The following is a 26,280-nucleotide window of genomic DNA, read 5'->3' on the forward strand; positions in this document are numbered from 1 at the left end:
GCGCCCCGCACCCGCGCCCGGGTCCCTGAACCTCCGACTCGCCAAGACACGCCGTGCCCGCGACCCGCGCCCCTGCGTGTTCTGGCAAGTGGCCGGTCAGAGCACGCGGTGCACCGTTCCTCCCCAGAAGCGCGCAAGTCTCAGGTGCTCACAAAGGCTCTGATCGAGAGATTGGCCCGGCCTTCCCGCACGCACCATGGGTCTCGTGCCGCACCGCCCACTGCCCGCCGACCTCGGTCACGCATTCACTGTGCGCCAAGCCCGAGCGCACGGCGTCTCATCCGGTCGGCTTCAGGCCAAGCACCTCTCTGCTCCGTATCACGGCACACGGACGCGACATGCGCTCGACGACGGAGAGCGCCTGTTGCTCCTTCTTGACGTGCTCCCTCAACACGCGTTCGCATGCGGCCCGACAGCAGCAGCACTGCTCGGCATGCCGCTGCCCCTCGCTCTGGAATTGCGAGCGTTCTCGGAGCCGACGATCGGCGTGCCTTTGCCGGCGAATCGGATTCGGCGCCCGGGCGTCGTCGGCCGGGCACTCGCGATCTCGGATCATGACATCACCCGGGTGCACGGCATCCGCTGTACGACGCCCGAGCGCACGTGGATCGATGTCGCTCCGCTCGTCTCGCTCCCCCGCCTCATCGCCATCACGGACCATGTGATCTCCCGCCGTCGGCAGGTCACGACGCGGGCTGCTCTGCAAGCGGCCCATGCGCATGCCGGAGCCAACCGCGGTTCGGCAGCCCGCGCCACCGCACTCGCGTTCTGCTCGGACGGCTCCGAGTCGCCGCGCGAGTCGGAGACGCGCGCGATCCTGGTGCTCGCAGGACTGCCCGCGCCCGAGGCCAACGTGCAGATCCTCGACGGAAGGCGATTCGTCGCGCGCGTGGACCTGCTGTACCGCGACGCTCGGCTGGTCATCGAATACGACGGCGACTACCACCGCACGCCTGCACAGTGGAGCAGAGATCAATCCCGGCGAGCCGAGCTCGAATCGCTGGGCTACCGGGTCACCGTCGTCACCTCCCGCGACTTGGACGATCCCGCCGCGCTCGTGGCGCGCATCCGACGCCTCCTCGCGGCCTGATCGCACCCGCGACTCGCCAAGACACGCCGCGTCCGGCGCGACCGACCGGCATGTCTTGGCGACTCGGTGTAGACGGTCGCAGGCGACCGGGCGCGGGTCAGATCTCGACGTCGACCGGGACGGGTCCGGGCTGGAGGATCAAGCCGAACTCGGACCGCACCGGCCCTGGATCAAGCAGGCGATTCCGCACCCGCGACTCGCCATGACACGCCGCCTCGAGGGCGCCCGACCGGCGTGTCATGGCGACTCGTTGCAAGGGCGCCCGCGGCAGCACGGGCGCGGTCAGAGCTCGACGTCGACCAGGACGGGTTCGGGCTGCAGGATTAGACCGAACTCGGACTGCACGCGGCCCTGGATGAAGCGGGCGAGTTCGGCGAGCTCGGCGGCGGTCGCGTTTCCGCGGTTCGTCAGGGCCAGCGCGTGCTTGCTCGACACCGCCGCCCGCGAGCGGGGCAGCTTGAACCCCTTGCGCACGCCCGCGTGCTCGATGAGCCAGGCGGCGCTGACCTTGACATCCGATTCGGTCGCCGCGGGCGGCGGCACGTACCCGTCGAACGATGCGAGCGGGATCACGAGCACCGGGTCGAGATCGGGTGCCACGGGCCACCGCGGGCACTCGCCGGGAAGGGTGCGGGCGAAGGATGCCGACACCACCGCGTTCTGGAAGAACGAGCCGGCGCTCCACGTGTCGGGGTCGTCGGCGTCGAGCACCATGCCCTTGCTGCGGCGCGTCGCCAGTATGCGTTCCCGAACCCAGGCGAGGGTCACCTCGTCGTCGGCTGCCAGACGAAGGGCCGTCCGCAGCTGATCGCCGGCGATGCGGCGGCCACCGGGGCCGACCTCGGCGAGGTCGAGGGTGACCGACAGGATCACGGCGCGGCGTTCGGGCGCCGAGCCGTAGTGGTGCTTGAGAACTGAGGTGCGGAATCCGAGGCCGAGCTCGGCAGCCGGGACGGTGGAGATCTCGCCCGTGGATTCGTCGATCAGCTCGACCTCGGCGAGCGTCTGCACGATCTCCTGGCCGTACGCGCCGATGTTCTGCACGGGGGCGGCGCCGACGGTTCCCGGGATGCCCGACATGGCCTCGATGCCGCCGAGGCCTTCTGCGACGGCGTACCCCACGAGCGCGTCCCAGTCGTGGCCCGCCTGCACCCGCAGCCTCGCGCGTCCGGGCGTGGGCGACGGCATCCGTTCGATCCCCTGCGTCAGCACGCGCACAACGGTGCCGTCGAACGGCTCGTCTCCGACGAACAGGTTCGACCCGCCGCCGAGCACGAACCACGGGTCGCCCGTCGACCAGACCTCGCGGAGGGCGGCGATGATCTCGTCGCGGGTCGCGGCGTCGATCATGCGAGCGGGGGCGCCGCCGGTGCGCAGCGTGGTCAGCTGCGCGAGCGGGATGGGCGTCACATCGCCTCTTTCGCGCACGGGCATGGGTCAGGCTATCCGCACGCGGACCTGCGCCTTGACGAGGACCGTGGTGCCGTTGTGCGAGACCGTCAGGTCGACACGCGCGGACTCCTCGTCGACGGCGCCGACCTTGGCGACGACGGTCACATCGGCGCCTGTCTCGGGGTCGACGACGACGGGCTTGGTGAAGCGCACGCCGTACTCGAGGATGCGGCCGGTGTCCTGAAGGCCGCTGGCATTCAGCCAGGACTGGATCGTCCCGACGGCGAGGCCCATCGTGAGCATGCCGTGCGCGAGCACCCCGGGCAGGCCGACGGCGGCGGCCACATCGTCGCGGTAATGGATCGGATTGAAATCTCCGGATGCCCCGGCATAGCGCACGAGAGACTCCCGGGTCAGATGCACCGTGCGCTCGGCGACGATGTCTCCGACGGCGAGCACCCCGGCCCCCGAGCCTGCCCCGGTCCCCGAGCCTGTCCCGTTCCCTGAGCCTGTCCCGGTCCCTGAGCCTGTCCCGGTCCCTGAGCCTGTCCCGGTCCCTGAGCCTGTCCCGATCCCTGAGCCTGTCGAAGGGGCGCTCATCGGTCGCCCTCCCCCACCAGCAGGACGGACGTCGCGGTCACCACGTGCGCGCCCGCGGCATCCGTGATCTCAGCGTCGCTCGTGACCATCGCGTTGCCGCCCATCGTGCGGATGCCGGTGACCGACAGGGTGGCGGTGAGCTCGTCACCCGCGACGATCGGCCGGGTGTAGCGGAACTTCTGCTCGGCGTGCAGCACGTTGTGCAGGACGATGCCCGAATCGGGCTCCGCGAGAAGCTGCTGCAGCGTGGCATCGGTCACGACGATTGCGAAGGTCGCAGGCGCGACCACGTCGGCGTAGCCGAGCGCCTGCGCGGCGGCCGGATCGGTGTGCTGCGGGTCGTCGGCGAAGACGGCGCGCGCGAACTCGCGCACCTTCTCGCGACCCACGAGGTAGGGGGCCGTCGGCGGGAACGCACGTCCGACGAGCTCGGGGTTCACTGGCACCACCCCATCCTACCGAGCAGGTGCTGACCGCCCGGCCGGGGCCGGGTCAGGCGCGGCGGTCCTTCACGGCGCGCACGCCCATCTGCACCGCGATGACCACGAGGTAGGCCGCGAACAGGATGTTGCCGGCCAAGGGGTCGACGAGCGTCGCGATCCAGGCGCCGAGAGCGGTCGTCGTGCAGGCGGCGACCCCGATCACCGCGGCGGCGAAGAGGTCGACGTTGCGCCGGCGAACGTTGCCGATCGTGCCCGAGAGGGCGGTCGGGATCATCATGAGGAGCGACGTGCCCTTGGCGACGAGGTCGCTGGTCCCGAAGAGGAGCATGAGAGCAGGGACGACGACGATCCCGCCGCCGACGCCGATGAGGCCGGAGAGGATGCCGGTCGCCACGCCCAGCGCGACCAGCGCGATCCCGGTGAGCCAGGTGAGCGAGAGCTCTGCGTCCCTCGAGGGAATGACGATGAACAGGCTCACGATCACCGCCGCGAGGAAGCCGATGAAGGCCCATCGCAGCACCGTCAGGGGCACCCGCGGCAGCATCCACGTGCCGATCTGCGCGCCGACGACGGCGCCCGCCGCGAGCAGGAGCGCCGGGATCCAGGCGACGGAATCGTAGATCGCATACGAGATCACGCCGATTGCAGCCGTGGGCACGATCGCAGCGAGCGACGTTCCGGCCGCGAGCCGCTGATCGAACCCCAGCATCAGGACGAGGAACGGCACGATCACCGTTCCTCCCCCCACCCCGAACAGGCCGGAGAGAAGCCCCGCGAGAAGTCCTACCCCGATGCAGGTGACGATGAAGCGGGCATCGCGCTTCGCAGGTGCGGTGGCGGGCACGTCACTCGTAGGTCAGGACGTCGATCGCCCACCCGTCGTCGGCGGGCACCAGGGTGTAGTGGTAGATCGTCGAGCCAGCTTCGCCCGTCTCGATCGGCGCGCCGGTGTCGTCGATGAGGGCGATGTACGACTCGGTGGTCGTGACCGAGATGACGTCGCCGTCGGACTCGATCTCGTCGATGTTCACCTGATAGTCGTCGAAGTTGGTGTCGAAGGCCTGCGCCTCCGCCTCGAACGCCGCGCAGTCTGTGAACCCGGCCTCGGTGCGGAAGTTCTCGGTCGTGGCCGCGTTGAAGGCTTCGCAGTCGGCGTTCTGCCACGCCTGGTCGTACTGCTCGACCGCGGCGACGGCCGCCTCCTCGTCCGCACTCGACGCGCCGCCGTTGCCCGCCGCATTGAGGAACGACAGCGGGATCAGGACGGCGGCCGCGATCACGATGCCGAGCAGCACCATGCCCAGCACGAGCCACAGGATCCAGAGCTTCGACCTCCGCCCATCGGTCGCTGCGGTGAACGCCCCTCCCGAGGCATCCGCTTCTGGCTGCCCGCTTGTCCCGGCGCCCGGAACCGCCGCAGGACTCTGAGCGGGATCCGCGCCCTGCACCTGGAACAGCGCCGCGGCCGGATCGGCCGCCGAGTATGCCTGGTAGTCCAGTGCTCCGGCCGGCGATGGCACGCCCGCGGCAGGCACCGCAGCGGGATAGAGGTCATTCGCGACGGGGTCGGGAGCTGCTCCGCCCTCCGAAGCGGCGACGATCTCTGCCTCGCTCGGCGCATCGGTGGTCTCGGCGTCGGGTGCGGCGACATGCTCCGTCCACTGCGACCCGTCCCACCAGCGCATTGCGCCGTGGCCGTCGTCATACCATCCGGGCGGAGTCGTCGTCATCCTCAAACCCTACTCCCGCCTGAGGATGCTCTCATCGCGCGAGGACGACCCCGGCACTTCGCCCTGGGCTCAGGTCGAGCCGCCGGAGCAGCTGGGCGTTGAGTGCGACGACCACCGTCGACAACGACATGAGGAGCGCTCCCACCGACATCGGCAGCACGAATCCCACCGGAGCGAGAATTCCTGCCGCCAGCGGCACCGAGATGAGGTTGTAGCCCGCCGCCCACCACAGGTTCTGCGACATCTTGCGGTAGCTCGCGCGCGAGAGCTCGATCACCGAGAGCACCGATCGCGGATCGCTCGAGGCGAGGATCACGCCGGCGGACGCGATGGCCACGTCGGTTCCGGCGCCGATCGCGATGCCGACGTCGGCGCGAGCCAGCGCCGGAGCGTCGTTCACACCGTCGCCGACCATCGCGACCTTCTTGCCCTCCGCCTGCAGCTCGGCCACCTTCGCGGACTTGTCTTCGGGGCGGACGCCCGCGAACACGCGACGGATGCCGAGGGCCTCGCCCACCGCGCGGGCCACCGGCTCGGCATCCCCCGTGATCAGCACGACCTCGACACCCAGCCGGTGAAGCGCGTCGACCGCCTCGCGCGACTCGGGCCGGATCTCGTCGGCGAGGGCGAGCACGCCGACCACCTCACCGTCGCGCACCACGTGCAGGACGATGGACCCGTCGTCGTGCCACGCGCCTGACTCGGCAGCGGCTTCTTCTTCCTCCTCGTCGAGCAGGCGGGGTCCGCCGACGCGCACGACGTGCCCTCCGACGCTCGCCGTCACGCCGACGGCGGGAGAGGACGAGAAGCCTGTCCCGGCCGGAACGTCGAGCCCGCGGTCGTGTGCCGCGCGAACGATTGCGCGGGCGAGCGGGTGCTCGCTGTCGGCCTCCGCGGCTGCGGCGAGCGCGAGCACCGCGTCGCTGTCGAGCGCACGGGTCGCGACCACGTCGATGACCGTCGGCGCGCCCTTGGTGAGCGTGCCGGTCTTGTCGAACAGCACGGCATCGATGCTCCGCATGGTCTCGAGGGCGAGCCGGTCCTTGACGAGAACGCCGCCGCGCGCGGCGCGCTCGGTGGCGATCGACACGACGAGGGGGATCGCGAGGCCGAGCGCGTGCGGGCACGCGATCACCAGCACCGTGATGGTCCGCACGACGGCTTCGTCGGGAAGCCCGAGAACCGACCAGGCGATCGCGGTGAGCACCGCCGCGATCAGCGCGAACCAGAAGAGCCAGCCCGCCGCCCGATCGGCCAGGCGCTGCGCGCGGGAGGTGGAGTTCTGAGCTTCGGCCACCAGTCGACGGATGCCGGCGAGCGTGGTGTCATCGCCCGCCGCCGTCACTTCGATCCGCAGGCCCGAATCGGTCGCGACCGTGCCTGCGGTCACGACGTCGCCCACGGAGCGGCCGACCGCACGGGACTCCCCTGTCACCATCGACTCGTCCATGTCGGCTCGGCCCTCGACGATGCGCCCGTCGGCAGGGACGCTGGACCCCGGCCTCACCACCACCACGTCGCCGACGCGGAGGTCGGCAGGCGAGACCATCACGATTCCGTCGCCGTCCACGCGCTCTGCCTGGTCGGGCAGCAGCGCCGCCAGCGAGTCGAGCGCCGACGTGGTCTGGGCGAGCGAGCGCATCTCGATCCAGTGCCCCAGCAGCATGATGACGATGAGGAGCGCCAGCTCCCACCAGAACTCGAGCTCGTGGTGCAGCAGCCCCAGACTCGCGCCCCACGAAGCCGCGAAGGCGACCGTGATGGCGAGGCCGATGAGCAGCATCATCCCGGGCTTGCGGGCGCGCAGCTCGTCGACCGCGCCGGTCAGGAAGGGCCATCCGCCCCAGAAGTACATGACGGTTCCGAGCACCGGTGAGATCCACCCCGAGAACGGAGCATCGGGGAGCGGGTAGCCGAGGAGCATGGCGAACATCCCCGAGAACCCGACGACCGGGATCGCAAGGAGCAGGTTGATCCAGAACAGGCGGCGGAAACGGGTGGAATGGTCGCCGTGACCGGCGTGGCCGGCGTGACCGGCGTGACCGCTGTGGTCGCTGTGGTCGCCGCTGTCGCCGTGTCCGGCAGGAAGCACACGCTTGGCACGGTGCTCGTGCGAAGCGGCGTGAGATCCGTGCTCGTGCTCCGAGGAAGCAGCATCCGCTGCGGCGCCACTCGTGTGGTGTTCGGGCATGGATCTCTCCTCATCGTCCAACTACTACTTCTATACCCCCACCGGGTATTAGGGACAAGTCCGGGGAACGCGCGGCTATTCCGAATCGCGCTCGTTCTGCCACGCATGGGCGAGGATCCGCCAGTGTCTGCGCGCGACGAGCGATACCCGATCGGGGTCGTGAACGGTCGGCGACAATCGAGGTGAGACCCGCCCGCGGCCCGAAGGAGCCTCTGATGATCACGATCCACCTGCGCTACGAGATCGACCCCGACAAGCTCGAGGAGTTCACGCACTACGGGCGGGAGTGGATCCGGCTCGTCAACAAGCTCGGCGGCACGCACCACGGCTACTTCATGCCGAGCGAGGGCGACAGCGACGAAGCGTTCGCGCTGTTCACCTTCCCTTCCCTCGCCGAGTACGAGGCCTACCGTTCCGCCTCGTTCGAAGATCTGGAGTGCATCGAGATGTTCCAGTTCGCGCGCGATACCGGCTGTGTCCGGCGGTACGAGCGGCGCTTCCTGACGCCGGTGTTCGAGTGAACGCCCGCGGCATCCGCTGACGGGGACATGTCGGTCCATCTCCTCGGCCGTCGCGGTGCCGCGTTGCTGGAACACGCCGCGGATGACCGCGGAATCCTGGCGGCAATCGACGAGATGTGCTCATAGCTGAGGCGAATCGTCGGCGATGAGCCGTCGTGAGTGACGCGCTCGGTCGACGATGAAGCCCAAGAGGGTGAGAGCTGCTCGGCCGAGCGCACCGTGCGGATCGAACGACGGGTCATAGGACGCCACGGTCGCCGAACCGATCCGCACGAAGTCGGATGCCAGTCCGATGACATCACGGACGTCGCCGGCCGAGAGCCCACCCGGCGCCGCGTACTGATTTGCCGGCGCGATGGAAGGGTCGAGCACGTCGAGGTCGACGTGCAGGTGGACGACATCCACCCGTTCCGCGAGAGCTCGAACAGCCGCGCGGAGTTCACCGGCATCCGAGCAGCTCGGCCCGAACACGGACAGACCGGACTCACCGAGGACCGTACGCTGAGCATCGGTGAGGTCCCGTACGCCGACGAGGACGACGTCTTCTTCAGGCAGAGGGCGAAAACCGGGGATGCGTGAGGTGGCAGCATGCCAGCAGCGACCTACCGCCATGGCGAGGCCCTGGCCATCGAGGAAGCCGGCACCGTCCTCATCGGGAGAGTTGAAGTCGCCGTGCGCGTCCATCCAGATGAGACCGACGCGCTCACAGGTAGCAGTCAGTCCCGCGAGAGCGCCCACGGTGGCGTTGCAGTTCCCCGCCAGCAGAAGTGGAAAAGCACCGCTCCGACGAGCTGTGCTCGTCGCCTCCGCGATCACACGGTGCAGTTCGAATGCTGTCGCCAATTCCGATCGCCATTCGGAGATCGGTTCGAGCTCGACCTCGAGCACGTTGTGACCGCTCTCACGCAGCACCCGAGCTGCGCCGGCAATCTGCAGCGCCCGCGGCCCGGCGCCCATCCGCTCGTCGAATCGTCCTGAGTCGTACGGCGCGACGAGGAGATGAACCGAAGCAGAGGAGGGCGCCCCGATGTCGTGGGGCGCCCTTCTTCCGCGGGACACTTCCTCTTCCACGGAGATCGACTGTTATCGCTCGTCGCCGATCTTGGAATCGGCTGCTTTCTCACCCGCGTCGGTCTTCTCGTCGAAGCGGCCTCCGGTCGCCGCATCCGCTCCTTCGCCGGCTTTGTCGATCGCGGCGTCAGATGCCTGTTCTCCCTTCTCGCCGCTGACCGCGTCCTTGGCTTTGTCGCCGAGATCTCCTAGATCCGCCATTGCTTCCCTTCCTCGCTTCCCGTGCTCACGGGCTGGTGCAAGCGTGCTCTCCGCGCGGCGCTCGGCACCCGGGGGTTGACAGGGGCCCGCCAGGCGCGACCGAGCTCATTCGCGGAGCGAGAGCTCGCCACGCTGGCGCCCGCGCCGCGCGGAGACGAATCGATCGACCGTAGGTCGGCCGCGACGGCGGGCACCTCCTGTCGTCTGCGGGACGTTGTCAAGCCCGTACCCGTCCTTTCGAGGCGGCCGGACCATGGTGCGATGAAGCACCTCTCCTTCGCGGACAAGACGATCTTCGTGGACGATGATGCCGCCGATTGCCTGGTCGAGTACACCGCGCTGCTCGGCGCCGAGCAGACGGCCGACTCCGTCCGGCTGCGTGCGATCGGGCAGGACGGCAATGAGGTCGATGTCGATTTCGTCCTGAACTCCGCTACCAACCTGGTCGCCGAGTCGACCAACTCGAGCCTTCAACCGCCAACGAACAAGGAGGCTGTCGACTACATGCGTTCCAGGATCGCAGCGATCCGCAACCCGCCTCCTATCCAGGCGTCCGATGAGCTCTACCTCGTCCAAGACGAGGACATCGCCTGACTCGCACGAACGTGATCGGCTCGGTCACCGCGAGCGCTCTTGCTCCTTCAGCGCGAAGTCGGAGATCGGATCAAGCACGATACGGGCGCCGCGAGTGATCAAGAGGTGCACATCAGCCCGCTCCCCCGGCTCGCGAACCGGAAGCCACCCACCGCCGGCAGCCAGACTCGCATTGATCTCGCGCTGCACCTGAGCGACCTCCCGCTCGGCCACGATGTACTCGCGGTCTCCGTAGGTGATCTCGATGCGATTCATTTCGCCCCCTTGAGTTCAGCGCTCAAGTTAGCCGTTCGAATACATGGCGAAGCAATGCGAGAGCAAGCCTGAGTCGATGCTGATCTCACCCTGAGTCGCCGCTTCGGAGTCCACGCGAGCGCAGCTGTCATGAGATGGCGGCGAACGTCCGACCCTCAGTTCCCGAACTGACGTGCAAGGGCTTCCCGGAGCCGGCTAGCAGCGATCTCCGCGTCTTCGCGTGAGGGTGAATGGACCCTCTCTCGGCACCGTGGTTCAGCGCCGGAACCGGCACCTTCACCTGCAGGCGCGATGCGCGTACGTTGGTGGAATCGGCGCAGCGTTCGACCCGGTCTGAGCCGTCAACGCTCGGTGATCGAGCGTGGCCGATCACTCAGTGAAGGGCTCCGAGAACAGTGAGCGACGAATCTGGTGCATGGCCCGGTGAGGAGTTGTCCACCGTGTTCGCGCGTCTGGCCGACGCGTTGGACCCCCGCCACGACGTGATCGACACCATGGATCTGCTCGTTCAGGCCGCTGTCAGACACACCGCTGCCGTAGAGGCGGGCATCGTGTTGGCCGATATGGAGGGGACGCTGCACGTGGTGGGCTCGACGAGCGAGCGCACCAGCGACGTGGAGGAGATGGAGCTCGGAATCGAGCAGGGCCCATGTCTGGACAGCTATCGGATGGGCATGGTCGTAGATACCCCGGACCTGAACGAGGCGCGGCAACGCTGGCCGGAGTTCGTCCAGATCGCTGAACAGCGTGGGTTCCGAGCGGGCTATGCCGTGCCGCTCACGTTGCGCGGACAGCACTTGGGAGCGGTGAACCTGTTCTTCGACCGTGTGCACGGCTTCACCGACCAAGACGCAGCGGTCGCACAGGCTCTGGCCCAGTTCGCGACCATCGGCATCATCCAGCGCCGAGCCCTCGCAGACCGCGCCGACCGAGCCTCACAGCTTCAACATGCTCTGGACAGCAGAGTTGTGATCGAGCAAGCCAAGGGCGCGCTCGCGTTCCAGCGGAATGTGCCCATCGACGAGGCGTTCACGCTGCTGCGCGGGCACGCTCGCAGCACCGGCACGCGGCTCCACGATGTGGCTGAGCAGATCGTCAATCAGCGCATCGACATCTGACAGGCGTCGCAAACCCGGTCGGGGCTCTTTCCCCACTGGACGTGCCATCGGTGACCACAGAGGATCGAGGCATGACTCAGGTTCCGTCACCCATCGCAGCCTTCATCGACGCCACCAACACGGGCGACTCCGACGCGTTCGTCGCCATCTTCGCCGAGGATGGCTCACTCGAGGACTGGGGTCGGATAGCGCGCGGCCGTGACGGCATCCGCGATTGGGACCGCACCGACAACATAGGCAAGCAGTCGCGCTTCGAGCTCGTCGACATCACCGAGGAAGCGCCACACGACACCTTTCTCGTACATCTGAAGGTCAGCGGGAACGGGTTCAACGGCACCAGTCCGTTCCGCTTCACGTTGCGCGGCGACCTCATCGAGAGCGTCGAGATCGTGCCCGACTGAGGTCAGTCGGAGACCACGGCAACGTCGCTGTCGATCCGCCGGCGTGGGAGCTGTCACAGTTGTGGCGTGGGCGAGAACGTCGAACTCCTGGGTCCGCATATCCGCAACTACCGAACCGAGGATGCGCCGGCAACGCTGGCGATCTTCCTCGCGGCGATCACAGAGACCGCCGCAGCTGACTACTCACCAGAACAGGTTCGGGCGTGGGCGCGGCCCGATCGCCGGAACCTGACCGAATGGGATCTGGCACGGAAGGCCCGGAACACATACGTCGCCTTGATCGTCGACGAGGTCGTCGGATTCTCTGACGTCTCTGCCACCGGCTATATCGACATGATGTTCGTCTCACCGGCTCAGGCGCGCCGCGGCGTGGCACGCACCCTGCTGATGGAGTTGGAACGACGGGCACGTGACACCGGTGTCACTCGGCTGACGGCCGATGTGAGCGTCACCGCGCGACCGTTCTTCGAGCGGTTCGGGTTTCACGTGGTCGCCGAACAGCGCCCCGTGACGGACGGAGTGCGAATGACGAACTTCCGTATGGCGAAGGCGCTCCCGCACGGGTGACCGGTGGATGAGCTTCAACGGATCGCCGAGGACCGATCGATGCGGGCTCGGCGCGACCTGGTCGGCGGCTGACCTGAGGCCGTTGCTCTGGAGGATGCCGAGACCGTCGCCGGAACGACAAAACCCCCGTTTTACCGGGGGTTTTTCGATGTAGCAGGAGCGGGGCTTGAACCCGCGACCTCACGATTATGAGGACTGACCAGGGGTTCTTTGTCGATCCAGCCTGATCAGAATGCCGCGTGATTCTGCGGATTTAGCTCCATCTCGATCTGCCGCGTAGGGGCTCGTTCTACTTCGTTCGTGGGCAAAATGTGGGCAAAATGTCTCCACTCGAGAAGTTGACTCGTGTGCAACTGACGGACGCCTATGGCAGTGGGGCCGCTGCGTTCTGTTTGAGGCGTTCGTAGGGGGTCTTGGCCGCCGAGGGCGCCGTGGGGCCGACCGTACTTGTAGTGGTCTTCCCATTGTTGGAGTCGTTCGGCGAACAGGCGGGTGTCGTAAGACCTCGCCTTCGAGGAGTCCGTAGAACTCGTCGGAGTGGATTCGGTGGGATCTTTCGACCTTGCCGTTGAGGCGTGTGGTGCGGGGTCTGATCTTGACGTGGTCGAAGCTCTTGTCGAGCAGGTGCCAGTGGAACGCCTGCCCGAATCCGGCACCGTTGTCTGTCTGGACTCGTTCGATCTGGAATGGCAGCTTGGCGAGGACGTGGTCGAGGAACTGGATCGCGGTCTTCTGGTTGTTGCGTTCGTAGGCGCGTAGCCCCCGGATGCGCGTGTATTCGTCGATCGCGGTGTATTGGTAGTACCGCTTCCTCTTGGCCGTCTGCCCCAGCGGTTCAATGAACTTCACGTCGACTTGCAGCTGGTGGCCGGGGCGTTGCTTCTCGTACCGCTTCCACCGGGTCTGCGTCCGCTTGTATCGCTGCGAGGTGGGCAGCCGGCCCAGGCCGAGCTTGTGAAGGATGCGCCACACTCCGGAGGCGCTGATGGTGATGTCGTGATACCTGGCGAGGTGCATCGAGATGTTCTGCGGCCCGAAGTGGTACTGCTGCCGCAGCCAGAGGATCTTCTCCACCACGTCCGGGACGATCTTGGTGGGCTGGTGGTGCAGGTTGCAGGAGCGGTCCTTGAGCCCCTCGAACCCCTCCGCGTCCTACCGTCGCTTGCACGCGGCATACGCCTGCCTGCTGATCCCGTAGTACCGGCACGTCGCGGCGACATTCCCGCCGACTTCCTCGGCGTGCCGCAGTACCGCCAGCTTGTGACTCGCTCGCCGATCAATCGCCCGATCTGACATGGAATCTTCCTCCCAATCGTATGATCCAACTGTCAACAACCTCCGTCAGTTCTAGACTTTCGATAGAAGTCAGGGCGGCGTTCACTCACCACCACGCGCCAACGAGGTCCCGGCGGACCGGTCCAGTTGCGCTCACCGGCTCTCACCTTCCCTTCGCCCCTGCGGTTTCATGGCCACCGTGGTGAAGGTATGAGCCTCGGTGCGGTCGGCGAAGAGTTCGCGAAGACGGTCGGCGTGCCGCCTGACTACCTGGATCTCGTGCCGCCCGCGCATGGCGGATCGCCGTGGGCGTCGCAGCTTCCGGTCGGGACGCTCGCCGCGGACAGTGTCGCGCTCGCGTCGCTCGCGGTGAACGCCGCGTCCGCGGAACGTTTCGGTGTCGATGTGGCCCCCGTCCGCGTGAACCGGAGCCGGATGGCAGCGTCTTTCGGCAGCGAGCGTGTTTTGCGGGTCAACGGCGAAGCACCGTCGGTGTGGGCGCCACTGTCCGGCTTCTGGATGGCAGCCGACGGCTGGGTGCGTACGCACGCGAACTACCCGCATCACGAAAGGGCGTTGCGGGTGTTGCTTGGCGTGGAAGGCGCTGCGGGCAAGCCTGAGGTCGCAGCGGCGATTCAGGGCTGGTCGGCGGTGGAGCTGGAGGACGCGGCCGCGCAGTTCGGTGCTGTCGTCGGCGCGGTGCGTACGGCGGATCGGTGGCGGGAGCACCCGCATGGGCGCATCGTTGACCAGGCGCCTCTCGTTCAGCGAACCAGGTTCGACGGTGCGGCCCCACGGGGATGGACGCCGGGTGACGCTCCTCTCAGTGGCGTGCGGGTGCTGGACCTCACTCGGGTCATCGCCGGCCCGATTGCGGCTCGCGATCTGGCGTTCGCCGGTGCGGAGGTGTTGCGGGTGGACTCGCCGGCGCTGGAGGAGACCGGCTGGATCCATCTGGACACCGGTCAGGGAAAGCGGTCCACGCTCCTCGACCTCCGGGAGCGGGCGGATGCTGAGACGTTCGACGCTCTCCTGTCGCGGGCCGATGTGGTGGTCACCGGGTACCGCCCCGGCTCACTGAGTCGCTTCGGGCTCGACCCGGAGTCGCTGGCGGACCGGCACCCGGGCCTGGTGACAGCGTCGGTATCGGCGTGGGGTACGACCGGCCGCTGGGCGGGACGCAGAGGGTTCGACAGCATCGTCCAGGCCGTCAGCGGTATCGCGATGACCGAAAGCGCCGACGGTTTCACTCCCGGGGCGCTTCCTGTGCAGGCGTTGGACCATTCCACGGGCCATTTCCTGGCATCCGCTATCGTCCTTGCCCTGGTGGAGCAGCGCCGAGTGGGCGGTTCCATCGACGTGCAAATGTCGCTCGCACGCACCGCCAAGGCGCTGCTGACTTCGACCGATGACGTCGAGGATGCCGCCCCTGACGTTGTCCTTCCCTTCGTCGAGCGACAGTTCACGGACGGGCGCCTGTCGTCGCTGACGTACGCTCCTCCGGTGCTGGCGTTCACCGGTGCTCCATCGGACTATCAGCGCGTGGGTGGGCGCTGGGGCGTGGACGAGGCGGAGTGGGCGAGCTGACCGGATAGGCGGGGCTGGCGCGGCTCACCTCTCGTGGCGCGTAGTCCGGTGCAGCCCGACTGCGAAAGCGGTAAGCAGGTCGCGACCCTGCTGCCAAGCACCGAGGCTTGAGGCTTCGTTGATGTGTCCGTGATCTCCGATGTCGATGTGGCCGGCGCCCCATCGCGTGGCCATCGACTGCTGGTAGTCGAGGCTGCCGTAGGGGTCCGTCGAGCTCGAGATGACCAGGGCCGGGAAGGGGAGGAATCCGTCCGGTAGTCCGCGGAAGGTGGACGCCTGCTCAGGAAAGGCGGGTGCGTCGGGGTTCGGGACGGACACCAGGAAGGCACCCGCGACCTCGCTTTCCGAGCGATTCGCCCAGTGCGCGACGAGGAGGCAACCCAGGCTGTGGGCGACGAGCACAGCACCGGGCGTGCCGGCCACTGCACGTTCGAGGGCGTCCATCCAATCGTCGAGGCGCGGAGCGTCCCAGGTCGTCGGTTGGAACCTGGCGAAGGCCAGGTCTGACGCTTCCCAGCGGGACTGCCAGTGGTCCGTGCCGGAGCTGTCGATGCCGGGGATGGTGATGAACGCGGACATCGCTCTCCTTCTGGTCAGTCTGGTGTGGCGCGTGTGGGTCCTGCCGGTCTTCACCCCCGGCAGGACCCGCGGCGCCTACCGTGCGGCGGGGGCTGCCGGACGGTAAGGCTCTTCCTGCACCGCGTGGGCGAGTACGAGCTTGAGCGCAAGCATGACAGGCAGCCATCCCCACATCTCCGGCATCGGTGAATAGGCCGAGACCATCGCAACCAGGGCGCAGAAACCGAGAGCGACAGGCCGCTCGAGGTAGAGCGGGACGGATCGAACGATGGCGGTGCCGGCGAGGATGCCGAGGTACCAGAGCGGCCCCCACCACCACAGGTGCGGCGGGTAGAAGGTGCCGACGATGATGGGGTGGATATGCAGGGAGGTGAAGATCACTGGGTGCCGGACGAGGCGCCCCAGGGCGGTCCTCTCAGTCGCGGACGGCGGCCCGAAGTGGTCGCGCTTGGCAGCGTTCAGCCCGTTGGCGACCACACCGCCGACCACGTCGAAGGCGATGATGGCAGCGACCAGGTAGAGCAGGATGTTCCAGTCGGCCTCGTTCACCCACGCCGCGAGCACGATGAAGACGGCACCAGCGATGCCCACTCCGTTGGCGAGGGATTTCTCGGCGCGGGTTGCTCCGGCGCCGAAGAGTGCGTCTGCCTTCGCGTCGGGCGCCCGCCAATCGACCCTGCCGCTCAATTTCATCGGATCCCTCCTGTGACGTCGAGGATGCTGCCGGTGACGTAGCCAGCGTCGCTGGTGGTGAGCCACTCGACGGCTGCGGCGATGTCGTCCGGTGCTCCGGCGCGGCCGAGAGGCGTGCGGGCGCCGACCTGGGCGGCACGGTCCGGGCGGCCAGCTCGCGCGTGGATGGTCGTGGTGGTGGTGCCGGGGCTGACCGCGTTCACGCGGATGCCTTGGCCGGCGACTTCTCGGGCAAGACCGACCGTGAGCGCTTCGACCCCGGCCTTCGTGGCGGCGTACCAGACGTACTCCCCCGGCGCCCCGGTGCGTGCGGCGATGGAGGACACGTTGACGATGCTGCGGTCCTCCCGCGGTGGCCGTGACTCCCACCGGGTTACGACCTCACGGCACAGCCGCAGTGTTGCGGTGAGGTTCACGTCGATGACTCGTGAGAGGGTGTCGTCGGTGGCGGTGCGGAGGGGTCCGATGGGACCTGTGATGCCGGCGTTGTTGACCAGGACAGTGAGCTCGCCGAGTTCGTCGGCGGCGTCGAAGATGCGCTGCGGGGCGTCGGTCCCAGTGATGTCACATCGCAGAGCCAGCACGTTCGCGCCGGTGTCGGCGGCGTGCGCGAGGACGTGGTCGGTGCCGGACTCGTCGGAGGTGTAGGTGAACAGCACCGCGTGACCGAGGCGGGTGAGCCGCCGCACGATGGCTTCCCCGATGCCGCGGCTGCCGCCGGTGACCACCGCCACGGTCGTTGTCATCGGCCCATCTCCTTCCGCGTGTGCTCGGCGGGAGCGAAGAGCACCAGCACATCCAGGGGCTCGACGATGTCCACGAATCGGTGCTCCTCGCCAGCCGGAACGAACAGCACGGCTCCGGGGACAGCCTGCTCATCGCCGCCCGGTGTACGGAGGGTGCCCCGCCCGGACCGGATGACGTACACCTCGTCCTCGGTGTGCGGTTGCTGCATGTCGGTTGAACCAGCGGGCAGTAGGTAGCGGCCCACGCTGAGGGCGGGAACGCGGAGCAGCTCGTCGTACCTCACCTGGGCGGAGGTGTCGTCCTCGAGGGTCAGCGCATGCATCTGTCGTGTTCCTTTCACCAGCCTCAGCCTCGTGCCGCATCGGGCCCGCTTCCAGGTCCAGCGGCAAGAACTGGACCGCGCGTGCGCTTCACCGGGACTTCGGACTGGAACGGTCTGCGTCGGCGCCGCGGACGGTCATGACCGAGCTGTCGGCGACCGCGACCAGCCGGTTCTGGTCGTCGCGGATCTCGCACCGGTAGTGAGAGATGGTGCGCCCGGCGTGCTCGGCCCAGGCTGATGCCGTCAGCGTCGCCTGCCAGATGGGGCGGAGGTAGCGGACGGTGAGTTCGATGGTCGCGAAGGATTCGCCGGTGTCGATGACGGTGGAGTGGGCGGTTCCGATGGCGGCGTCGGCGAGTTCAGCGATGGTCCCGCCATGGACGGTGCCCTGCTGATTGCCGTGCACGTCCGTGGTCACGCTCATGCGCACCGTGGCGGCCCGCTCGTCGACGGCGATGATCTGGATACCGAGCAGCTCAGAGACCGGCGTCGGATAGAGCAGCGGGTTCGTATCGTCCGGCCGCAGCTGGCCGGCGACGTGTCGCTGGAGGTAGTCGAGCACGGAGAGAGTCGTCACCAGTGCAGGACATCACCGGGGGCCCGCATGTCGCGCGGTCCACCCGCGAGCAGTGGACCCTCAAGCGCAGCGCTGAGTCATGCTGCCATGTCAGTGTGCCGGTGTCGGGGGCAGTTGAATGGGGTCGCGGAGGCTTCGGCCCATGGCGATGCGTGCGACCAGCGGAATGCCCATGAGGCCGAGCACGCTGTTGCGGATGAGAAGTTGGGCGCGGTTGCGTGGGGTGAATGCGGCGCCGAGTCTGATCGCGGCGTCCTGCTTCGCGCGCGCCAGGGATGCGAGTCGGCGGTGGTATGCGGGGAACGCGCGACGGTGGTCTCCGCCGGCGTCATGCAGTTCGGTGGCGAGGATGTACGCCTCCACCATGGCCAGCGCCGACCCCTGACCGGACAGCAGCGACGGGCAGGCGGCGGCGTCACCGACGAGCGCGACGCGTCCCTGGTGCCAGGACGGCATCAAGATCTGACTCGCGCTGTCGAAGTAGAAACTCGTCGCGTCATCCAGGCTCTCGAGGATCTGGGGCACCTCCCACCCCAGGCCTCGCAGCCGGGTGCGCAGCAGCTGACGCTGCGCCTCGGCATCTCCGGTCGGGGCGTTGGCGTCATGGCGGAAGATCATCGAGAACATCGTCGCGTCGTCGCGAATCGAGAACCGGAGCACCTCCGCTCCCACCACCGTGTGGGTGATAGCGGTGAGTTCGTTCCGCGGCCGGTACCCGTTCACCTCGAACGCGGCGACCGAGATCCCCAGCTGCCGCTCGAACTGCCCCTCCGGCCCGAACGTGAGCTCACGGACTTGTGAGTGCAGGCCATCGGCGCCAACAACAACATCGAACTCGTGCTCGGCGCCACCGGCGAACTGCACCTGCACGCGGTCCCCGTCACCGTGCATCGACTGGACGGTGTCACCGAAGATCACCTCGATGTCCGTCTCGACCGCTTCCAGGATGGTCGCGGCCAGGTCAGAGCGGGCGATGCTGACGTAGCGGCCCGAGACAGCGTCCAGCGCGATACGCGGATCGAAGTGCGCGACCCGTCTGCCGGTGGCGGAGACCTCCCGCACTTCACGGACCCGGTATCCCCGTTCCATAAGCGTGGGGACGATACCCATGCGGTCGGCGACGTCGAACCCCGCACCCCAGAAGTCGATGACGTACCCGCCGCGCCGCGGGTGAGCGGACCGTTCCAGCAGTGTCGGCTCATGCCCGAAACGCTGCAACCAGTACGCGAGCGTCGGTCCGGCGATCCCCGCCCCGACAATCAGAACCCTCACGATGGTCTCCTCTCAGCCTGCAGATGGATCGACGGCTCCTCGTTCAGGTCTGCGGTGCGGGCCCGGTACGCCGAGATGACCGCAGCCATGTCCTCCGTATCGTGGCCGAGCGCAAGGGCTTCGGCGTACAGCTCTGCGCACGCATCCATCAACGTCGCCGTCGTGCGGTGCTCACGGGCGGAATCGACGACCAGGCGGGCGTTCTTCAGCACATCCGGGATCGCCGCCTGCGGAGTGAATTCGCCAGACACCAGAGCAGCCGACTTCGCGCGCGACACGAACGACGCCATTGGGCCCGCGTCGAGGATTCCTTGCAGCAGAGTGGCGTCAAGCCCGTGTGTCTCGGCGAAGTGGAATGATTCGGCCAGGCCGGTGACGACGGTGATGAGGAACGTGTTGACGGCGAGCTTCATCTGCATCGCCTGCGGCGGCGTCCCGCACCTGACGACGTTCGCACATACCGGCTGGAGGAGCGGTTCGACCTCATCGAGCACCGCGTCCTCCCCGGCGAGCATCCCGATGAGGTTGCCGCTCAGCGCCGGCTGCCGCGACCCGGACACCGGAGCCTCCACGAACCATCCCCCGGCCGCGGCCACGCGAGCGGCCAGGGCCTCGGAGTAGCCGGGTGTCACCGTGCTCATCTGCACCAGCGTGGTGTCCGCCAGGTCCACGTCGTGAAGGATGTCGTCGATGGCGTGCTCGTCGGTGACCATCAGGAACACCGTCCGGCACGCAGCGAAGACATCGGCCGCGGATGACGCAACCGCAGCGCCGGCCTCCGCGAGGGGGGCGGCCGCGGCGGCCGTCCGGTTCCACACCAGCAGCGGATGCTCGGTGAGCAGACGGGACGCGACGGCTGAGCCCATCAGCCCGAGGCCGATGAAGCCAATGGGTGCGGTCATTGTGGTCTCCGAGTGTCGTAGTCGTCGCGGTGCGGACGCGGGCCGGGGTCGTCGCGCAGGACTACCCGCAGGGTCCACACCATTTCGATGACCAGGATGACGCCGACCACCAGCAGGAACCAGATCTCGCCCATCGCACGTGCGCCTTCCGCCGTCCACTTTCTGCCAATGTCCGAGCAAACCTCGAACAGACGGTGATTGGCGCGGTCCACTCGCAGATGCTGGACTCATGGCAACCGGACCACGAATGTCAGCACGCGCGCTGCTGTCGATGACCGGCGACCTGGGCGCAGAACCGGTCGCCTACACCGAGCTCGCCGGACGCATCCGCGTCCTCATCGCCGACGGCCGCGTCGCCGTCGGCACACGACTCCCCTCCGAACGGGAACTCGCCGTCCTCGCCGGACGCAGCCGCACCACCATCGTCGCCACCTATCAGGCGCTCCGCGACAGCGGCCACCTCGTCAGCAGGCAAGGATCCGGCAGCCGCGCGACCCTCCCCCACCTCGCGGACATCTCCAAACGGCCAGGCCGTGCCGTCAACTTCGCAGGGTCCGTGCCGCCACCGGTGGACGGGCTACGCGAACTGATCGCCGAGACGACCACCGACCTTCCCGACATCACCACGTTCCCCGGGTTCGACCTGCTCGGCAACGACGCCCTCCGCGAAGCCATCGCCGACCGCTACACACAGCGCGGGCCCCCTACTTCGCCGGACCAGATCATCGTCACCACCGGCGGCCAGCACGCCATCGCCCTCACAGCACAGACCCTCATCCAACGCACCGACACCGCGCTCGTGGAATCCCCCACCTACCCGCACGCGTACGAAGCGTTCCAACGGGCCGGGGCGCGAATGATCGCGAGCCCCGTCACCACCGACGGATGGGACATCCCCCATCTGGTCGCCACCATCCAACAGTCCCGGCCCGTCCTCGCCTACCTCATCCCCGACTTCCACAACCCCACCGGCGCATCGATGCACCCCGAAGACCGCGCCCGTGTCGTGCACGCTGCCCGCACCGCTGGAACCACCCTCGTCATCGACGAAGCCCCCGCGGACTTGAACATCGACCGACCCTGGGACGACGGACCATTCGCCCGTCACGCCACCCGCGACGCGACCTGGAACGGGTCCGGCATCATCACCCTCGGCTCACTGTCCAAGAGCATCTGGAGCGGACTGCGAATCGGCTGGATCCGCGCCGACGAAGCAGTCATCCGCCGCCTCGTTCAAGCCCGGCCCGCCGGTGACCTCGGCACCCCACCCATCGAACAGCTCATCGGCGAACGAGTCGTCCGCCGCCTCGACGAACTCGTCATCGGCCGGCGACGTTTCCTTCACGAACACCGCACGGTACTCACCGAATCGCTCAACCGCCGCCTGCCGCAATGGACGACCCCATGGCCGGACGGCGGCCTATCCATGTGGGTGCAGCTCGACCACCCCGGAAGCAGCGCACTGACCTCGATCTGCCGGGCGCGAGGCATGTCGCTCATCGCCGGACCGAAGTTCTCCATAGACGGGTCACTCGAACGGTTCCTGCGGCTGCCGTTCACATCGCCTATCGCCGACCTCGACGCCGGTGTCGAACTCCTCGCCGACGCCTGGGCACATCTCGACGCCAACGCCCGCACTGCGCACGAGCGGCTGCCAGCGTCAGCCATCTGAGCAGTGGCGGGTCGTTGCTGATCGAGGCGACTGGCGACTGTGTCGCTTGCTTCTCTTCTGGCAGGTGTTGAGTAGATCGTCTAGCGGTGGGTAGCGGCGGTCGAGGACCGGTGCCTTTGAGCGGGTTTCGGCCCGTCCGGCACGCGGTAGGCGCCGGGCCGGGTGCGCTCGTCGCGAGGCCTGTCGATGGTCATCCGGCACACCCACGCCTTGATTGCCGCGCCTAGGCGCCCGGTCACTGCGATGGGCCTGGGTGAATCGTCGGGACGGGCAAGCTGAATGTAGCCGTCGTGTCGACCAATGCTGATGGAAGGCCCTAGGAGACCTATGGAGATCGGCTGCGCCACCTCGTGACGAAGGCGAGCGAGGAGCGTGTCGGCGGCTGCCCCACCGAGCGGCAGCGCAGTCCGCGCCCCCATTGGCAGATGTGCGCTAACCGCGTCAGGGGCTCTCACCGCGTCGCCAGCACCTAGGATCCTCGGTTCGGTGATGCAGGCGAGGGTCTCGTCCACGAGGAGCCGGCCCGTCTGATCTACGGGCAGTCCGCTGCGTGCGGCGAGATCGGGGACCTCAAATCCAGCAGCCCAGACGACGAGGTCGAACGGCAGCCGAGTACCCCCGACTGTCTTCACCCCGTGCGGTGTCACTTCCGCGACGTGCACCCCCTCTTCAACGACTACCCCCAGTCGTTGCAAGCGTCGGCGGATTGAGCGGCGTGCCGCCACACGCATTCCCGCGACCAGCTCCTGTCCAGCAAGGAGGGTGACCCGAGCGCTCTGGTGTGCTTCGGCGAGTTCGGCCGCGGTTTCTACTCCCGCCGGTCCTCCGCCGACGACGCAGACCCTGCGGACCTGCTTCGCGGCGAACCGACGTGCGATATCGCTCGCACCGTCGATGTCGCCGATGGGCACGGCGTACCGGGCCGCTCCCGGCACCTGAGAGGCGCTGCGGGAGCCGACGGCATACACCAACCAGTCATACGCAAGGAGGTGTTCAGCCGCGGCGGTGTCGACAAGCACGATCTGTCGCGCGGTGTCGATGCTCGTAGCCCGGCCGATGACTACTGTCACTTCGGCGTGGATCATCGACCTCAGCTCGAGGGCGGCATCCGCAATTCCTGCGGCGTGCTCGTGCAGGCGGATGCGGTGCACGAAGCGGTCCGTTGGGTTGATGATTGTGACGCGCACTCGTGCCCGTTCCTCGCTGGTCAGCGAGCCGAGGAGCCGGTTGGATGCCATCATTCCGGCGTACCCGCCGCCGACGATCACCACCGAGACGAGGTCGTCGCGGTCGGAGAGTAAGTAGCGTGTCATGGCCGTCCCGTCGCTGTAGCTGTAGCTGTGGACACCGGTGCCGCGTTGCGCTCTTGCTCGGTGAGCCGCCAGTAGTAGCCGGACGGGTCTAGGACGCGGAAGTCGTTGAGTCCCCAGGGTCGTGCGGTGATGTCCTCATCCACCGGCCAGCCAGAGGCGAGGACTCGCGCGTGCGCCTGCGCAAGGTCATCGACTTCCAGGACGAGCTCAACCCCGGTGGGCGGGCGCCGGGCGGAGTTGTCGCGGGGCGGTCGGCGGGCTGCCCCGACGCGCGCGTCGCCGAGACGCATTGTCACGTAGGTCGCGGCCTCGTCACGCTCATCGCGCTCTAGAGCAAACCCCAGGACGGCGGTGTAGAAATTCACCGTCTGGTCGAGGTCGTCCGGGAAGATCTCAATACGCAGAATGCTCATGCGAACTCCTTCGTTGATAACGACGGAGACGGTGGCGCTGGCGTGGAGTCGGCGCCACCGTCTCGGTTCAGAACTGGGCGATGAAGCTGCCGATGACCCGGTCGATGGCGGCGAGGTCTGCTTCGGTGTTTGCCTGCACGGCAACGGTGATGGTGTAGCTGCCATCTTTCGCGGTTGCTGCGAGGAAAAGGTAGGCCGCTCCCACGCCGCCGCATTGCTCGTAAACCGTGTACGTGCCGGTGTGAACACCGTCATCGAACGCGGCGGGCGGTTCGGGTGTGCAGTTCTGAGCCAGGAACTCGTCGGCGCGCTGGAGAAGCACGTCAGGGGTCACCTTTGCGCTGGCGTCGGGGGAAGCCGCGACCCACACCCCTGGTGTGTTCCAACCGTCTTCGAATCCGGCCATGTCGGGTGATGCGATCACGCTCGCCCAGGTGCCGTCGTCATTGGTGTAGCCGGCGCCGTCGAGCTGATTCCAGGCCGCCGGCACTTCGACCTGGATGCTGCCGGAGTCGTCGGTGATGCTGACGAAGTCGCCTTCGGCGACTTCGCTCGAGCCCCCGCTGTCGTCCTCGCCGCCCGCGTTGCCGAGAACCTGGACGGCTTCGAGCTCGTCTCCGTTGAACTGGCCGCGGTAGTAGATGCCGTCCGCCGGACGATAGACGTCGACGTCGAGGGTGGCGTCCTGTCCGTGGGTGCGCAGGACGTCGCAGTAGTCGGCGAGGGTGCCGTCTTGGGCGAGCGTCACTCCCTGCAGCTTGGTCAGCAGGTCGCCAGGTTCGATCCCCGCTTTGTCGGCGGGCGAACCGGACTGCACCGAGCTGACCCAGATGCCGAGTCCTTGTCCGTTCTCGTCGGCGATGGCTTGAGCATTGATACCCAGGCTGAGGACGCTCTTGCCGTCGATGAGGTCGTCAAGAACGGCGGTGACTTCGTCCCGGTGAATGGCGAGGTTTGTGTCGTGAACGTCGTTTCCGGCGTAGTTGACACCGACGAGCCGGCCCTTGTCGTCGATGAGTGGGCCGCCGGAGTCTCCGCCGCGAATGCGAGCATCGTGCTCGATGACGCTGTCCAGCGACGCCCATGGCGTCTCCCCGGGCGTGGATGCCTTGGAGACGATGCCCCGGGTCATGGTGAACGTGGGATCGCCGAGGGGGAAACCTGCGGCGTAGACATCGGTGGCGGTCTTGATCTCTCCCTCGCGCCAATCGAAGAACGGGAAGGCGTCGCCCGGAAGCTGGATGACTGCGAGGTCCAGGCATTCCGATGAACCGAGGATCTTGGCGTTGTAGGTCCTGCTTGTGTCACCGCCGAGCCAGACGTCGAGCGTTCCGGCGCCGACCACCACATGGTTATTGGTGACCGCGATGCCGTCGCGCGAGATCAGAAAGCCTGAGCCGCGGCCGGCGACCTCATACCCGCCCTCTTCGGGTGAGACAAACGAGCCGACAGCTTCGATCTGAATGGTGGCGGACTGGACATCCTCGAAGCCGACAGGCTTCGACGTCACGGACGATGTTGTCGGGGCGGCGCAAGCGGCCATCGTGACGCCGGCAAGAACGAGCGCGCTGGCGGCCAAGGCGGGGCGGCGCACGCGCCGCTGGTATTCGGTGGAGGTCATGATGCGACCGTAGAAACGGGCGCTTGCTAGGGCCTTGCCCGCTCCGGGCGCTGAGCTTTCACCGCCCTTGCACCCGCGCCACCGCCTACTCGCCGCTGCCTGAACGGGATCCCTCACTGAGGGCGGCAGTCAGCGACGGGTGCAAGTGCACCGTTCCGAGGGCGACTGTGGCTTGCTGCGCGCCGGCCTGAAGGCTTGTTGTGATGTCTGCGCCGTGCAGAGTCGCGTCGAGGAAACCTGCCATGAATGCATCTCCCGCACCGTTGGTGTCCACGACGCGGGTGGATACCGCGTCGGCGGTGTAGCGCCTGCCCGCAGCGTCCAAAGCGAGGGCGCCGCGCGCGCCTAGAGTGCAGACAGCAACTCGCGGCCCCCGGGTGAGGCAGCTGCTGAGAAGACCCCAGGGATCCGCCGTTCGGTCGGCGTTCATGAAGACGACGTCTGCAGCTCTGAGGAACGGCTCGTGGTACGCGGAGGCGCCGTCGTAGTCGTGGAGGTCCACCCAGACCTCAGCAGCCCACCTGGCGCGGTGGCGTCGCTGAAGGAGTGTTCCACACATGTCGCTGAGGTCGAGGATGGCGATGTCGGCACCTTCAAGAGCTTGCTCGACTGCGGCGAGGGCTTCTTCTGTGGTGGCGGAAGGGGTGTCGACGTAGATGGAGAGTCGTTCCCCGGTGGGCGTCATGAGGTTGACGTGGCGTTCCGTGCGGGCAGATGGGTGCGGGCGGAGTCTCACGCCTGCACCTGTGAGCGCGTCGTAGATCTGGTGTGCGTCGGCATCTGTACCGAGCAGCGCGTGAAGTTCGAGCGAGGCGCCGCGTTCGGCGAGGTGGAGCGCCTTGCCGGCTGAGGTGCCGCCGACTGTGTGAATGGAGCGGCGCGCGAACTCCATGTGCGGGGTCGGGTCGGGAAGGTGGTCAAGCTCGATGAGGTGATTCCATGAGGCGGGGCCGACCACGACGATACGAGGCGCCTGGTGTTCGTTCGATTCCAAGTTGTGGCCTTCGTTGTCCCTCACGGAGCGTGCCGATGAGGGTGTCATTCGTTTGAACGATGTCAGTAATCTCGCACAGAGACGGTGTGCGGTGCACCGGGGAATGCACCGCACACCGTCGGGTATCCGAGGTGCGGCT

Annotated in this window: 31 protein-coding genes; 8 read left to right on the top strand and 23 right to left on the bottom strand. The window is 67.5% G+C overall.

Annotation, left to right across the window (positions count from 1 at the left end; all coding sequences use genetic code 11):
- Positions 1 to 433: 433 nt before the first annotated feature.
- Positions 434 to 1,090 carry an endonuclease domain-containing protein gene (locus WYM_RS20980; protein ID WP_192813705.1) on the top strand — a complete coding sequence of 219 codons (657 nt, stop codon included), beginning with the start codon at positions 434 to 436 and terminating at the stop codon, positions 1,088 to 1,090.
- 97 nt (positions 1,091 to 1,187) lie between these two features.
- Here the strand turns inward: WYM_RS20980 and WYM_RS21640 are convergent, their stop codons facing one another.
- The 7 genes from WYM_RS21640 to WYM_RS03895 form a co-directional block, all read right to left on the bottom strand.
- A complete protein-coding gene (locus WYM_RS21640; RefSeq protein WP_019179517.1) occupies positions 1,188 to 1,331 on the bottom strand; it encodes a hypothetical protein in 144 nt (47 codons plus the stop codon).
- 41 nt (positions 1,332 to 1,372) lie between these two features.
- Positions 1,373 to 2,524 carry a UDP-N-acetylmuramate dehydrogenase gene (locus tag WYM_RS03870; RefSeq protein WP_019179518.1) on the bottom strand — a complete coding sequence of 384 codons (1,152 nt, stop codon included), beginning with the start codon at positions 2,522 to 2,524 and terminating at the stop codon, positions 1,373 to 1,375.
- A 3-nt stretch (positions 2,525 to 2,527) separates the two neighbouring features.
- Positions 2,528 to 2,941, bottom strand: a complete 414-nt coding sequence (locus WYM_RS03875) for a MaoC/PaaZ C-terminal domain-containing protein (RefSeq protein WP_019179519.1) — start codon at positions 2,939 to 2,941, stop codon at positions 2,528 to 2,530.
- Positions 2,942 to 3,078: 137 nt separating this feature from the next.
- Positions 3,079 to 3,528 carry an FAS1-like dehydratase domain-containing protein gene (locus WYM_RS03880; protein ID WP_026059528.1) on the bottom strand — a complete coding sequence of 150 codons (450 nt, stop codon included), beginning with the start codon at positions 3,526 to 3,528 and terminating at the stop codon, positions 3,079 to 3,081.
- 46 nt (positions 3,529 to 3,574) lie between these two features.
- On the bottom strand, positions 3,575 to 4,369 hold the full coding sequence (locus WYM_RS03885; RefSeq protein ID WP_019179521.1) for a sulfite exporter TauE/SafE family protein: 795 nt from the start codon (positions 4,367 to 4,369) through the stop codon (positions 3,575 to 3,577).
- 1 nt (position 4,370) lies between these two features.
- Entirely contained in the window at positions 4,371 to 5,255 is an 885-nt protein-coding gene (locus WYM_RS03890; RefSeq protein WP_019179522.1) for a DUF2510 domain-containing protein, read from the bottom strand.
- A 31-nt stretch (positions 5,256 to 5,286) separates the two neighbouring features.
- Complete coding sequence (locus WYM_RS03895; protein ID WP_019179523.1) at positions 5,287 to 7,446, bottom strand: heavy metal translocating P-type ATPase; 2,160 nt, start codon at positions 7,444 to 7,446, stop codon at positions 5,287 to 5,289.
- 215 nt (positions 7,447 to 7,661) lie between these two features.
- Between WYM_RS03895 and WYM_RS03900 the strand changes: the two genes are divergently transcribed.
- Positions 7,662 to 7,967 (top strand): NIPSNAP family protein, encoded by a 306-nt coding sequence (locus WYM_RS03900; RefSeq protein ID WP_019179524.1) that lies wholly within the window; start codon positions 7,662 to 7,664, stop codon positions 7,965 to 7,967.
- A 120-nt stretch (positions 7,968 to 8,087) separates the two neighbouring features.
- On the opposite strand, the gene WYM_RS03905 is transcribed toward WYM_RS03900, so the two are convergent.
- The gene (locus WYM_RS03905) at positions 8,088 to 9,038 is read right to left on the bottom strand and encodes an arginase family protein (RefSeq protein WP_192813706.1); all 951 of its coding nucleotides are present in this window, start codon (positions 9,036 to 9,038) and stop codon (positions 8,088 to 8,090) included.
- A 12-nt stretch (positions 9,039 to 9,050) separates the two neighbouring features.
- Positions 9,051 to 9,239: an Rv0909 family putative TA system antitoxin gene (locus WYM_RS03910; protein ID WP_019179526.1), complete on the bottom strand. Its 189-nt coding sequence runs from the start codon at positions 9,237 to 9,239 to the stop codon at positions 9,051 to 9,053.
- A 261-nt stretch (positions 9,240 to 9,500) separates the two neighbouring features.
- Here WYM_RS03910 and WYM_RS03915 point away from each other — a divergent pair, with 261 nt between their 5' ends.
- Positions 9,501 to 9,833 carry a hypothetical protein gene (locus WYM_RS03915; RefSeq protein WP_019179527.1) on the top strand — a complete coding sequence of 111 codons (333 nt, stop codon included), beginning with the start codon at positions 9,501 to 9,503 and terminating at the stop codon, positions 9,831 to 9,833.
- A gap of 24 nt (positions 9,834 to 9,857) precedes the next feature.
- Here the strand turns inward: WYM_RS03915 and WYM_RS03920 are convergent, their stop codons facing one another.
- Positions 9,858 to 10,088 carry a hypothetical protein gene (locus WYM_RS03920; RefSeq protein ID WP_019179528.1) on the bottom strand — a complete coding sequence of 77 codons (231 nt, stop codon included), beginning with the start codon at positions 10,086 to 10,088 and terminating at the stop codon, positions 9,858 to 9,860.
- 395 nt (positions 10,089 to 10,483) lie between these two features.
- On the opposite strand from WYM_RS03920, the gene WYM_RS03925 reads away from it, so the two are divergent.
- The 3 genes from WYM_RS03925 to WYM_RS03935 all read left to right on the top strand — a co-directional run bounded on the left by WYM_RS03925 (position 10,484) and on the right by WYM_RS03935 (position 12,174).
- Entirely contained in the window at positions 10,484 to 11,206 is a 723-nt protein-coding gene (locus tag WYM_RS03925; protein ID WP_157524849.1) for a GAF and ANTAR domain-containing protein, read from the top strand.
- 71 nt (positions 11,207 to 11,277) lie between these two features.
- The gene (locus tag WYM_RS03930) at positions 11,278 to 11,607 is read left to right on the top strand and encodes a nuclear transport factor 2 family protein (RefSeq protein ID WP_019179530.1); all 330 of its coding nucleotides are present in this window, start codon (positions 11,278 to 11,280) and stop codon (positions 11,605 to 11,607) included.
- 66 nt (positions 11,608 to 11,673) lie between these two features.
- On the top strand, positions 11,674 to 12,174 hold the full coding sequence (locus WYM_RS03935; protein WP_019179531.1) for a GNAT family N-acetyltransferase: 501 nt from the start codon (positions 11,674 to 11,676) through the stop codon (positions 12,172 to 12,174).
- Between the two features lie 186 nt (positions 12,175 to 12,360).
- Here the strand turns inward: WYM_RS03935 and WYM_RS22525 are convergent, their stop codons facing one another.
- Positions 12,361 to 13,191 carry a DDE-type integrase/transposase/recombinase gene (locus tag WYM_RS22525; protein WP_423793899.1) on the bottom strand — a complete coding sequence of 277 codons (831 nt, stop codon included), beginning with the start codon at positions 13,189 to 13,191 and terminating at the stop codon, positions 12,361 to 12,363.
- A 468-nt stretch (positions 13,192 to 13,659) separates the two neighbouring features.
- On the opposite strand from WYM_RS22525, the gene WYM_RS19120 reads away from it, so the two are divergent.
- Positions 13,660 to 15,036 (top strand): CoA transferase, encoded by a 1,377-nt coding sequence (locus WYM_RS19120; RefSeq protein WP_019179534.1) that lies wholly within the window; start codon positions 13,660 to 13,662, stop codon positions 15,034 to 15,036.
- A gap of 24 nt (positions 15,037 to 15,060) precedes the next feature.
- Here the strand turns inward: WYM_RS19120 and WYM_RS03955 are convergent, their stop codons facing one another.
- From WYM_RS03955 to WYM_RS21645, 8 genes are all read right to left on the bottom strand, one after another.
- Entirely contained in the window at positions 15,061 to 15,615 is a 555-nt protein-coding gene (locus WYM_RS03955; RefSeq protein WP_019179535.1) for an RBBP9/YdeN family alpha/beta hydrolase, read from the bottom strand.
- Positions 15,616 to 15,690: 75 nt separating this feature from the next.
- Complete coding sequence (locus WYM_RS03960) at positions 15,691 to 16,308, bottom strand: hypothetical protein (protein ID WP_019179536.1); 618 nt, start codon at positions 16,306 to 16,308, stop codon at positions 15,691 to 15,693.
- Positions 16,305 to 17,054 (bottom strand): SDR family NAD(P)-dependent oxidoreductase, encoded by a 750-nt coding sequence (locus WYM_RS03965; protein ID WP_019179537.1) that lies wholly within the window; start codon positions 17,052 to 17,054, stop codon positions 16,305 to 16,307. Before WYM_RS03965 ends, WYM_RS03960 begins: the two co-directional genes overlap by 4 nt.
- A complete protein-coding gene (locus tag WYM_RS03970) occupies positions 17,051 to 17,377 on the bottom strand; it encodes a cupin domain-containing protein (RefSeq protein WP_019179538.1) in 327 nt (108 codons plus the stop codon). The genes WYM_RS03965 and WYM_RS03970 overlap by 4 nt, the downstream gene beginning before the upstream one ends.
- 88 nt (positions 17,378 to 17,465) lie before the next feature.
- Positions 17,466 to 17,954 carry a PaaI family thioesterase gene (locus WYM_RS03975; protein WP_202802619.1) on the bottom strand — a complete coding sequence of 163 codons (489 nt, stop codon included), beginning with the start codon at positions 17,952 to 17,954 and terminating at the stop codon, positions 17,466 to 17,468.
- A gap of 90 nt (positions 17,955 to 18,044) precedes the next feature.
- The gene (locus WYM_RS03980) at positions 18,045 to 19,226 is read right to left on the bottom strand and encodes an FAD-binding domain (protein WP_019179540.1); all 1,182 of its coding nucleotides are present in this window, start codon (positions 19,224 to 19,226) and stop codon (positions 18,045 to 18,047) included.
- Positions 19,223 to 20,128 carry an NAD(P)-dependent oxidoreductase gene (locus WYM_RS03985; protein WP_019179541.1) on the bottom strand — a complete coding sequence of 302 codons (906 nt, stop codon included), beginning with the start codon at positions 20,126 to 20,128 and terminating at the stop codon, positions 19,223 to 19,225. The genes WYM_RS03980 and WYM_RS03985 overlap by 4 nt, the downstream gene beginning before the upstream one ends.
- On the bottom strand, positions 20,125 to 20,340 hold the full coding sequence (locus tag WYM_RS21645; RefSeq protein WP_157524851.1) for a hypothetical protein: 216 nt from the start codon (positions 20,338 to 20,340) through the stop codon (positions 20,125 to 20,127). The genes WYM_RS03985 and WYM_RS21645 overlap by 4 nt, the downstream gene beginning before the upstream one ends.
- 35 nt (positions 20,341 to 20,375) lie before the next feature.
- On the opposite strand from WYM_RS21645, the gene WYM_RS03995 reads away from it, so the two are divergent.
- Complete coding sequence (locus WYM_RS03995) at positions 20,376 to 21,800, top strand: PLP-dependent aminotransferase family protein (RefSeq protein WP_019179543.1); 1,425 nt, start codon at positions 20,376 to 20,378, stop codon at positions 21,798 to 21,800.
- Positions 21,801 to 21,880: 80 nt separating this feature from the next.
- On the opposite strand, the gene WYM_RS04000 is transcribed toward WYM_RS03995, so the two are convergent.
- The 4 genes from WYM_RS04000 to WYM_RS04015 form a co-directional block, all read right to left on the bottom strand.
- Positions 21,881 to 23,113 carry an NAD(P)/FAD-dependent oxidoreductase gene (locus WYM_RS04000; protein WP_019179544.1) on the bottom strand — a complete coding sequence of 411 codons (1,233 nt, stop codon included), beginning with the start codon at positions 23,111 to 23,113 and terminating at the stop codon, positions 21,881 to 21,883.
- Entirely contained in the window at positions 23,110 to 23,526 is a 417-nt protein-coding gene (locus WYM_RS21910; RefSeq protein ID WP_019179545.1) for a VOC family protein, read from the bottom strand. Before WYM_RS21910 ends, WYM_RS04000 begins: the two co-directional genes overlap by 4 nt.
- Positions 23,527 to 23,593: 67 nt before the next feature.
- Positions 23,594 to 25,264, bottom strand: coding sequence for a S1C family serine protease (locus WYM_RS19125; RefSeq protein WP_157524855.1), 1,671 nt, complete (start codon positions 25,262 to 25,264; stop codon positions 23,594 to 23,596).
- Positions 25,233 to 26,105: a carbohydrate kinase family protein gene (locus WYM_RS04015; RefSeq protein ID WP_237739298.1), complete on the bottom strand. Its 873-nt coding sequence runs from the start codon at positions 26,103 to 26,105 to the stop codon at positions 25,233 to 25,235. Before WYM_RS04015 ends, WYM_RS19125 begins: the two co-directional genes overlap by 32 nt.
- Positions 26,106 to 26,280: the final 175 nt, after the last annotated feature.

Source organism: Microbacterium yannicii PS01, assembly GCF_000304335.1.
In the GTDB taxonomy this organism is placed as follows: Bacteria; Actinomycetota; Actinomycetes; order Actinomycetales; family Microbacteriaceae; genus Microbacterium; species Microbacterium yannicii_A.

What these genes read in the sequence shown, in the direction of transcription:
- WYM_RS20980 (WP_192813705.1), top strand. Translation starts at nt 434, where the DNA reads ATGCCGCTGCCCCTCGCTCTGGAATTGCGAGCGTTCTCGGAGCCGACG.
- WYM_RS21640 (WP_019179517.1), bottom strand. Translation starts at nt 1,331, where the DNA reads ATGACACGCCGGTCGGGCGCCCTCGAGGCGGCGTGTCATGGCGAGTCG.
- WYM_RS03870 (WP_019179518.1), bottom strand. Translation starts at nt 2,524, where the DNA reads ATGCCCGTGCGCGAAAGAGGCGATGTGACGCCCATCCCGCTCGCGCAG.
- WYM_RS03890 (WP_019179522.1), bottom strand. Translation starts at nt 5,255, where the DNA reads ATGACGACGACTCCGCCCGGATGGTATGACGACGGCCACGGCGCAATG.
- WYM_RS03895 (WP_019179523.1), bottom strand. Translation starts at nt 7,446, where the DNA reads ATGCCCGAACACCACACGAGTGGCGCCGCAGCGGATGCTGCTTCCTCG.
- WYM_RS03900 (WP_019179524.1), top strand. Translation starts at nt 7,662, where the DNA reads ATGATCACGATCCACCTGCGCTACGAGATCGACCCCGACAAGCTCGAG.
- WYM_RS03910 (WP_019179526.1), bottom strand. Translation starts at nt 9,239, where the DNA reads ATGGCGGATCTAGGAGATCTCGGCGACAAAGCCAAGGACGCGGTCAGC.
- WYM_RS03915 (WP_019179527.1), top strand. Translation starts at nt 9,501, where the DNA reads ATGAAGCACCTCTCCTTCGCGGACAAGACGATCTTCGTGGACGATGAT.
- WYM_RS03920 (WP_019179528.1), bottom strand. Translation starts at nt 10,088, where the DNA reads ATGAATCGCATCGAGATCACCTACGGAGACCGCGAGTACATCGTGGCC.
- WYM_RS03930 (WP_019179530.1), top strand. Translation starts at nt 11,278, where the DNA reads ATGACTCAGGTTCCGTCACCCATCGCAGCCTTCATCGACGCCACCAAC.
- WYM_RS22525 (WP_423793899.1), bottom strand. Translation starts at nt 13,191, where the DNA reads ATGCACCTCGCCAGGTATCACGACATCACCATCAGCGCCTCCGGAGTG.
- WYM_RS19120 (WP_019179534.1), top strand. Translation starts at nt 13,660, where the DNA reads ATGAGCCTCGGTGCGGTCGGCGAAGAGTTCGCGAAGACGGTCGGCGTG.
- WYM_RS03955 (WP_019179535.1), bottom strand. Translation starts at nt 15,615, where the DNA reads ATGTCCGCGTTCATCACCATCCCCGGCATCGACAGCTCCGGCACGGAC.
- WYM_RS03960 (WP_019179536.1), bottom strand. Translation starts at nt 16,308, where the DNA reads ATGAAATTGAGCGGCAGGGTCGATTGGCGGGCGCCCGACGCGAAGGCA.
- WYM_RS03965 (WP_019179537.1), bottom strand. Translation starts at nt 17,054, where the DNA reads ATGACAACGACCGTGGCGGTGGTCACCGGCGGCAGCCGCGGCATCGGG.
- WYM_RS03970 (WP_019179538.1), bottom strand. Translation starts at nt 17,377, where the DNA reads ATGCATGCGCTGACCCTCGAGGACGACACCTCCGCCCAGGTGAGGTAC.
- WYM_RS03985 (WP_019179541.1), bottom strand. Translation starts at nt 20,128, where the DNA reads ATGACCGCACCCATTGGCTTCATCGGCCTCGGGCTGATGGGCTCAGCC.
- WYM_RS03995 (WP_019179543.1), top strand. Translation starts at nt 20,376, where the DNA reads ATGTCAGCACGCGCGCTGCTGTCGATGACCGGCGACCTGGGCGCAGAA.
- WYM_RS04000 (WP_019179544.1), bottom strand. Translation starts at nt 23,113, where the DNA reads ATGACACGCTACTTACTCTCCGACCGCGACGACCTCGTCTCGGTGGTG.
- WYM_RS21910 (WP_019179545.1), bottom strand. Translation starts at nt 23,526, where the DNA reads ATGAGCATTCTGCGTATTGAGATCTTCCCGGACGACCTCGACCAGACG.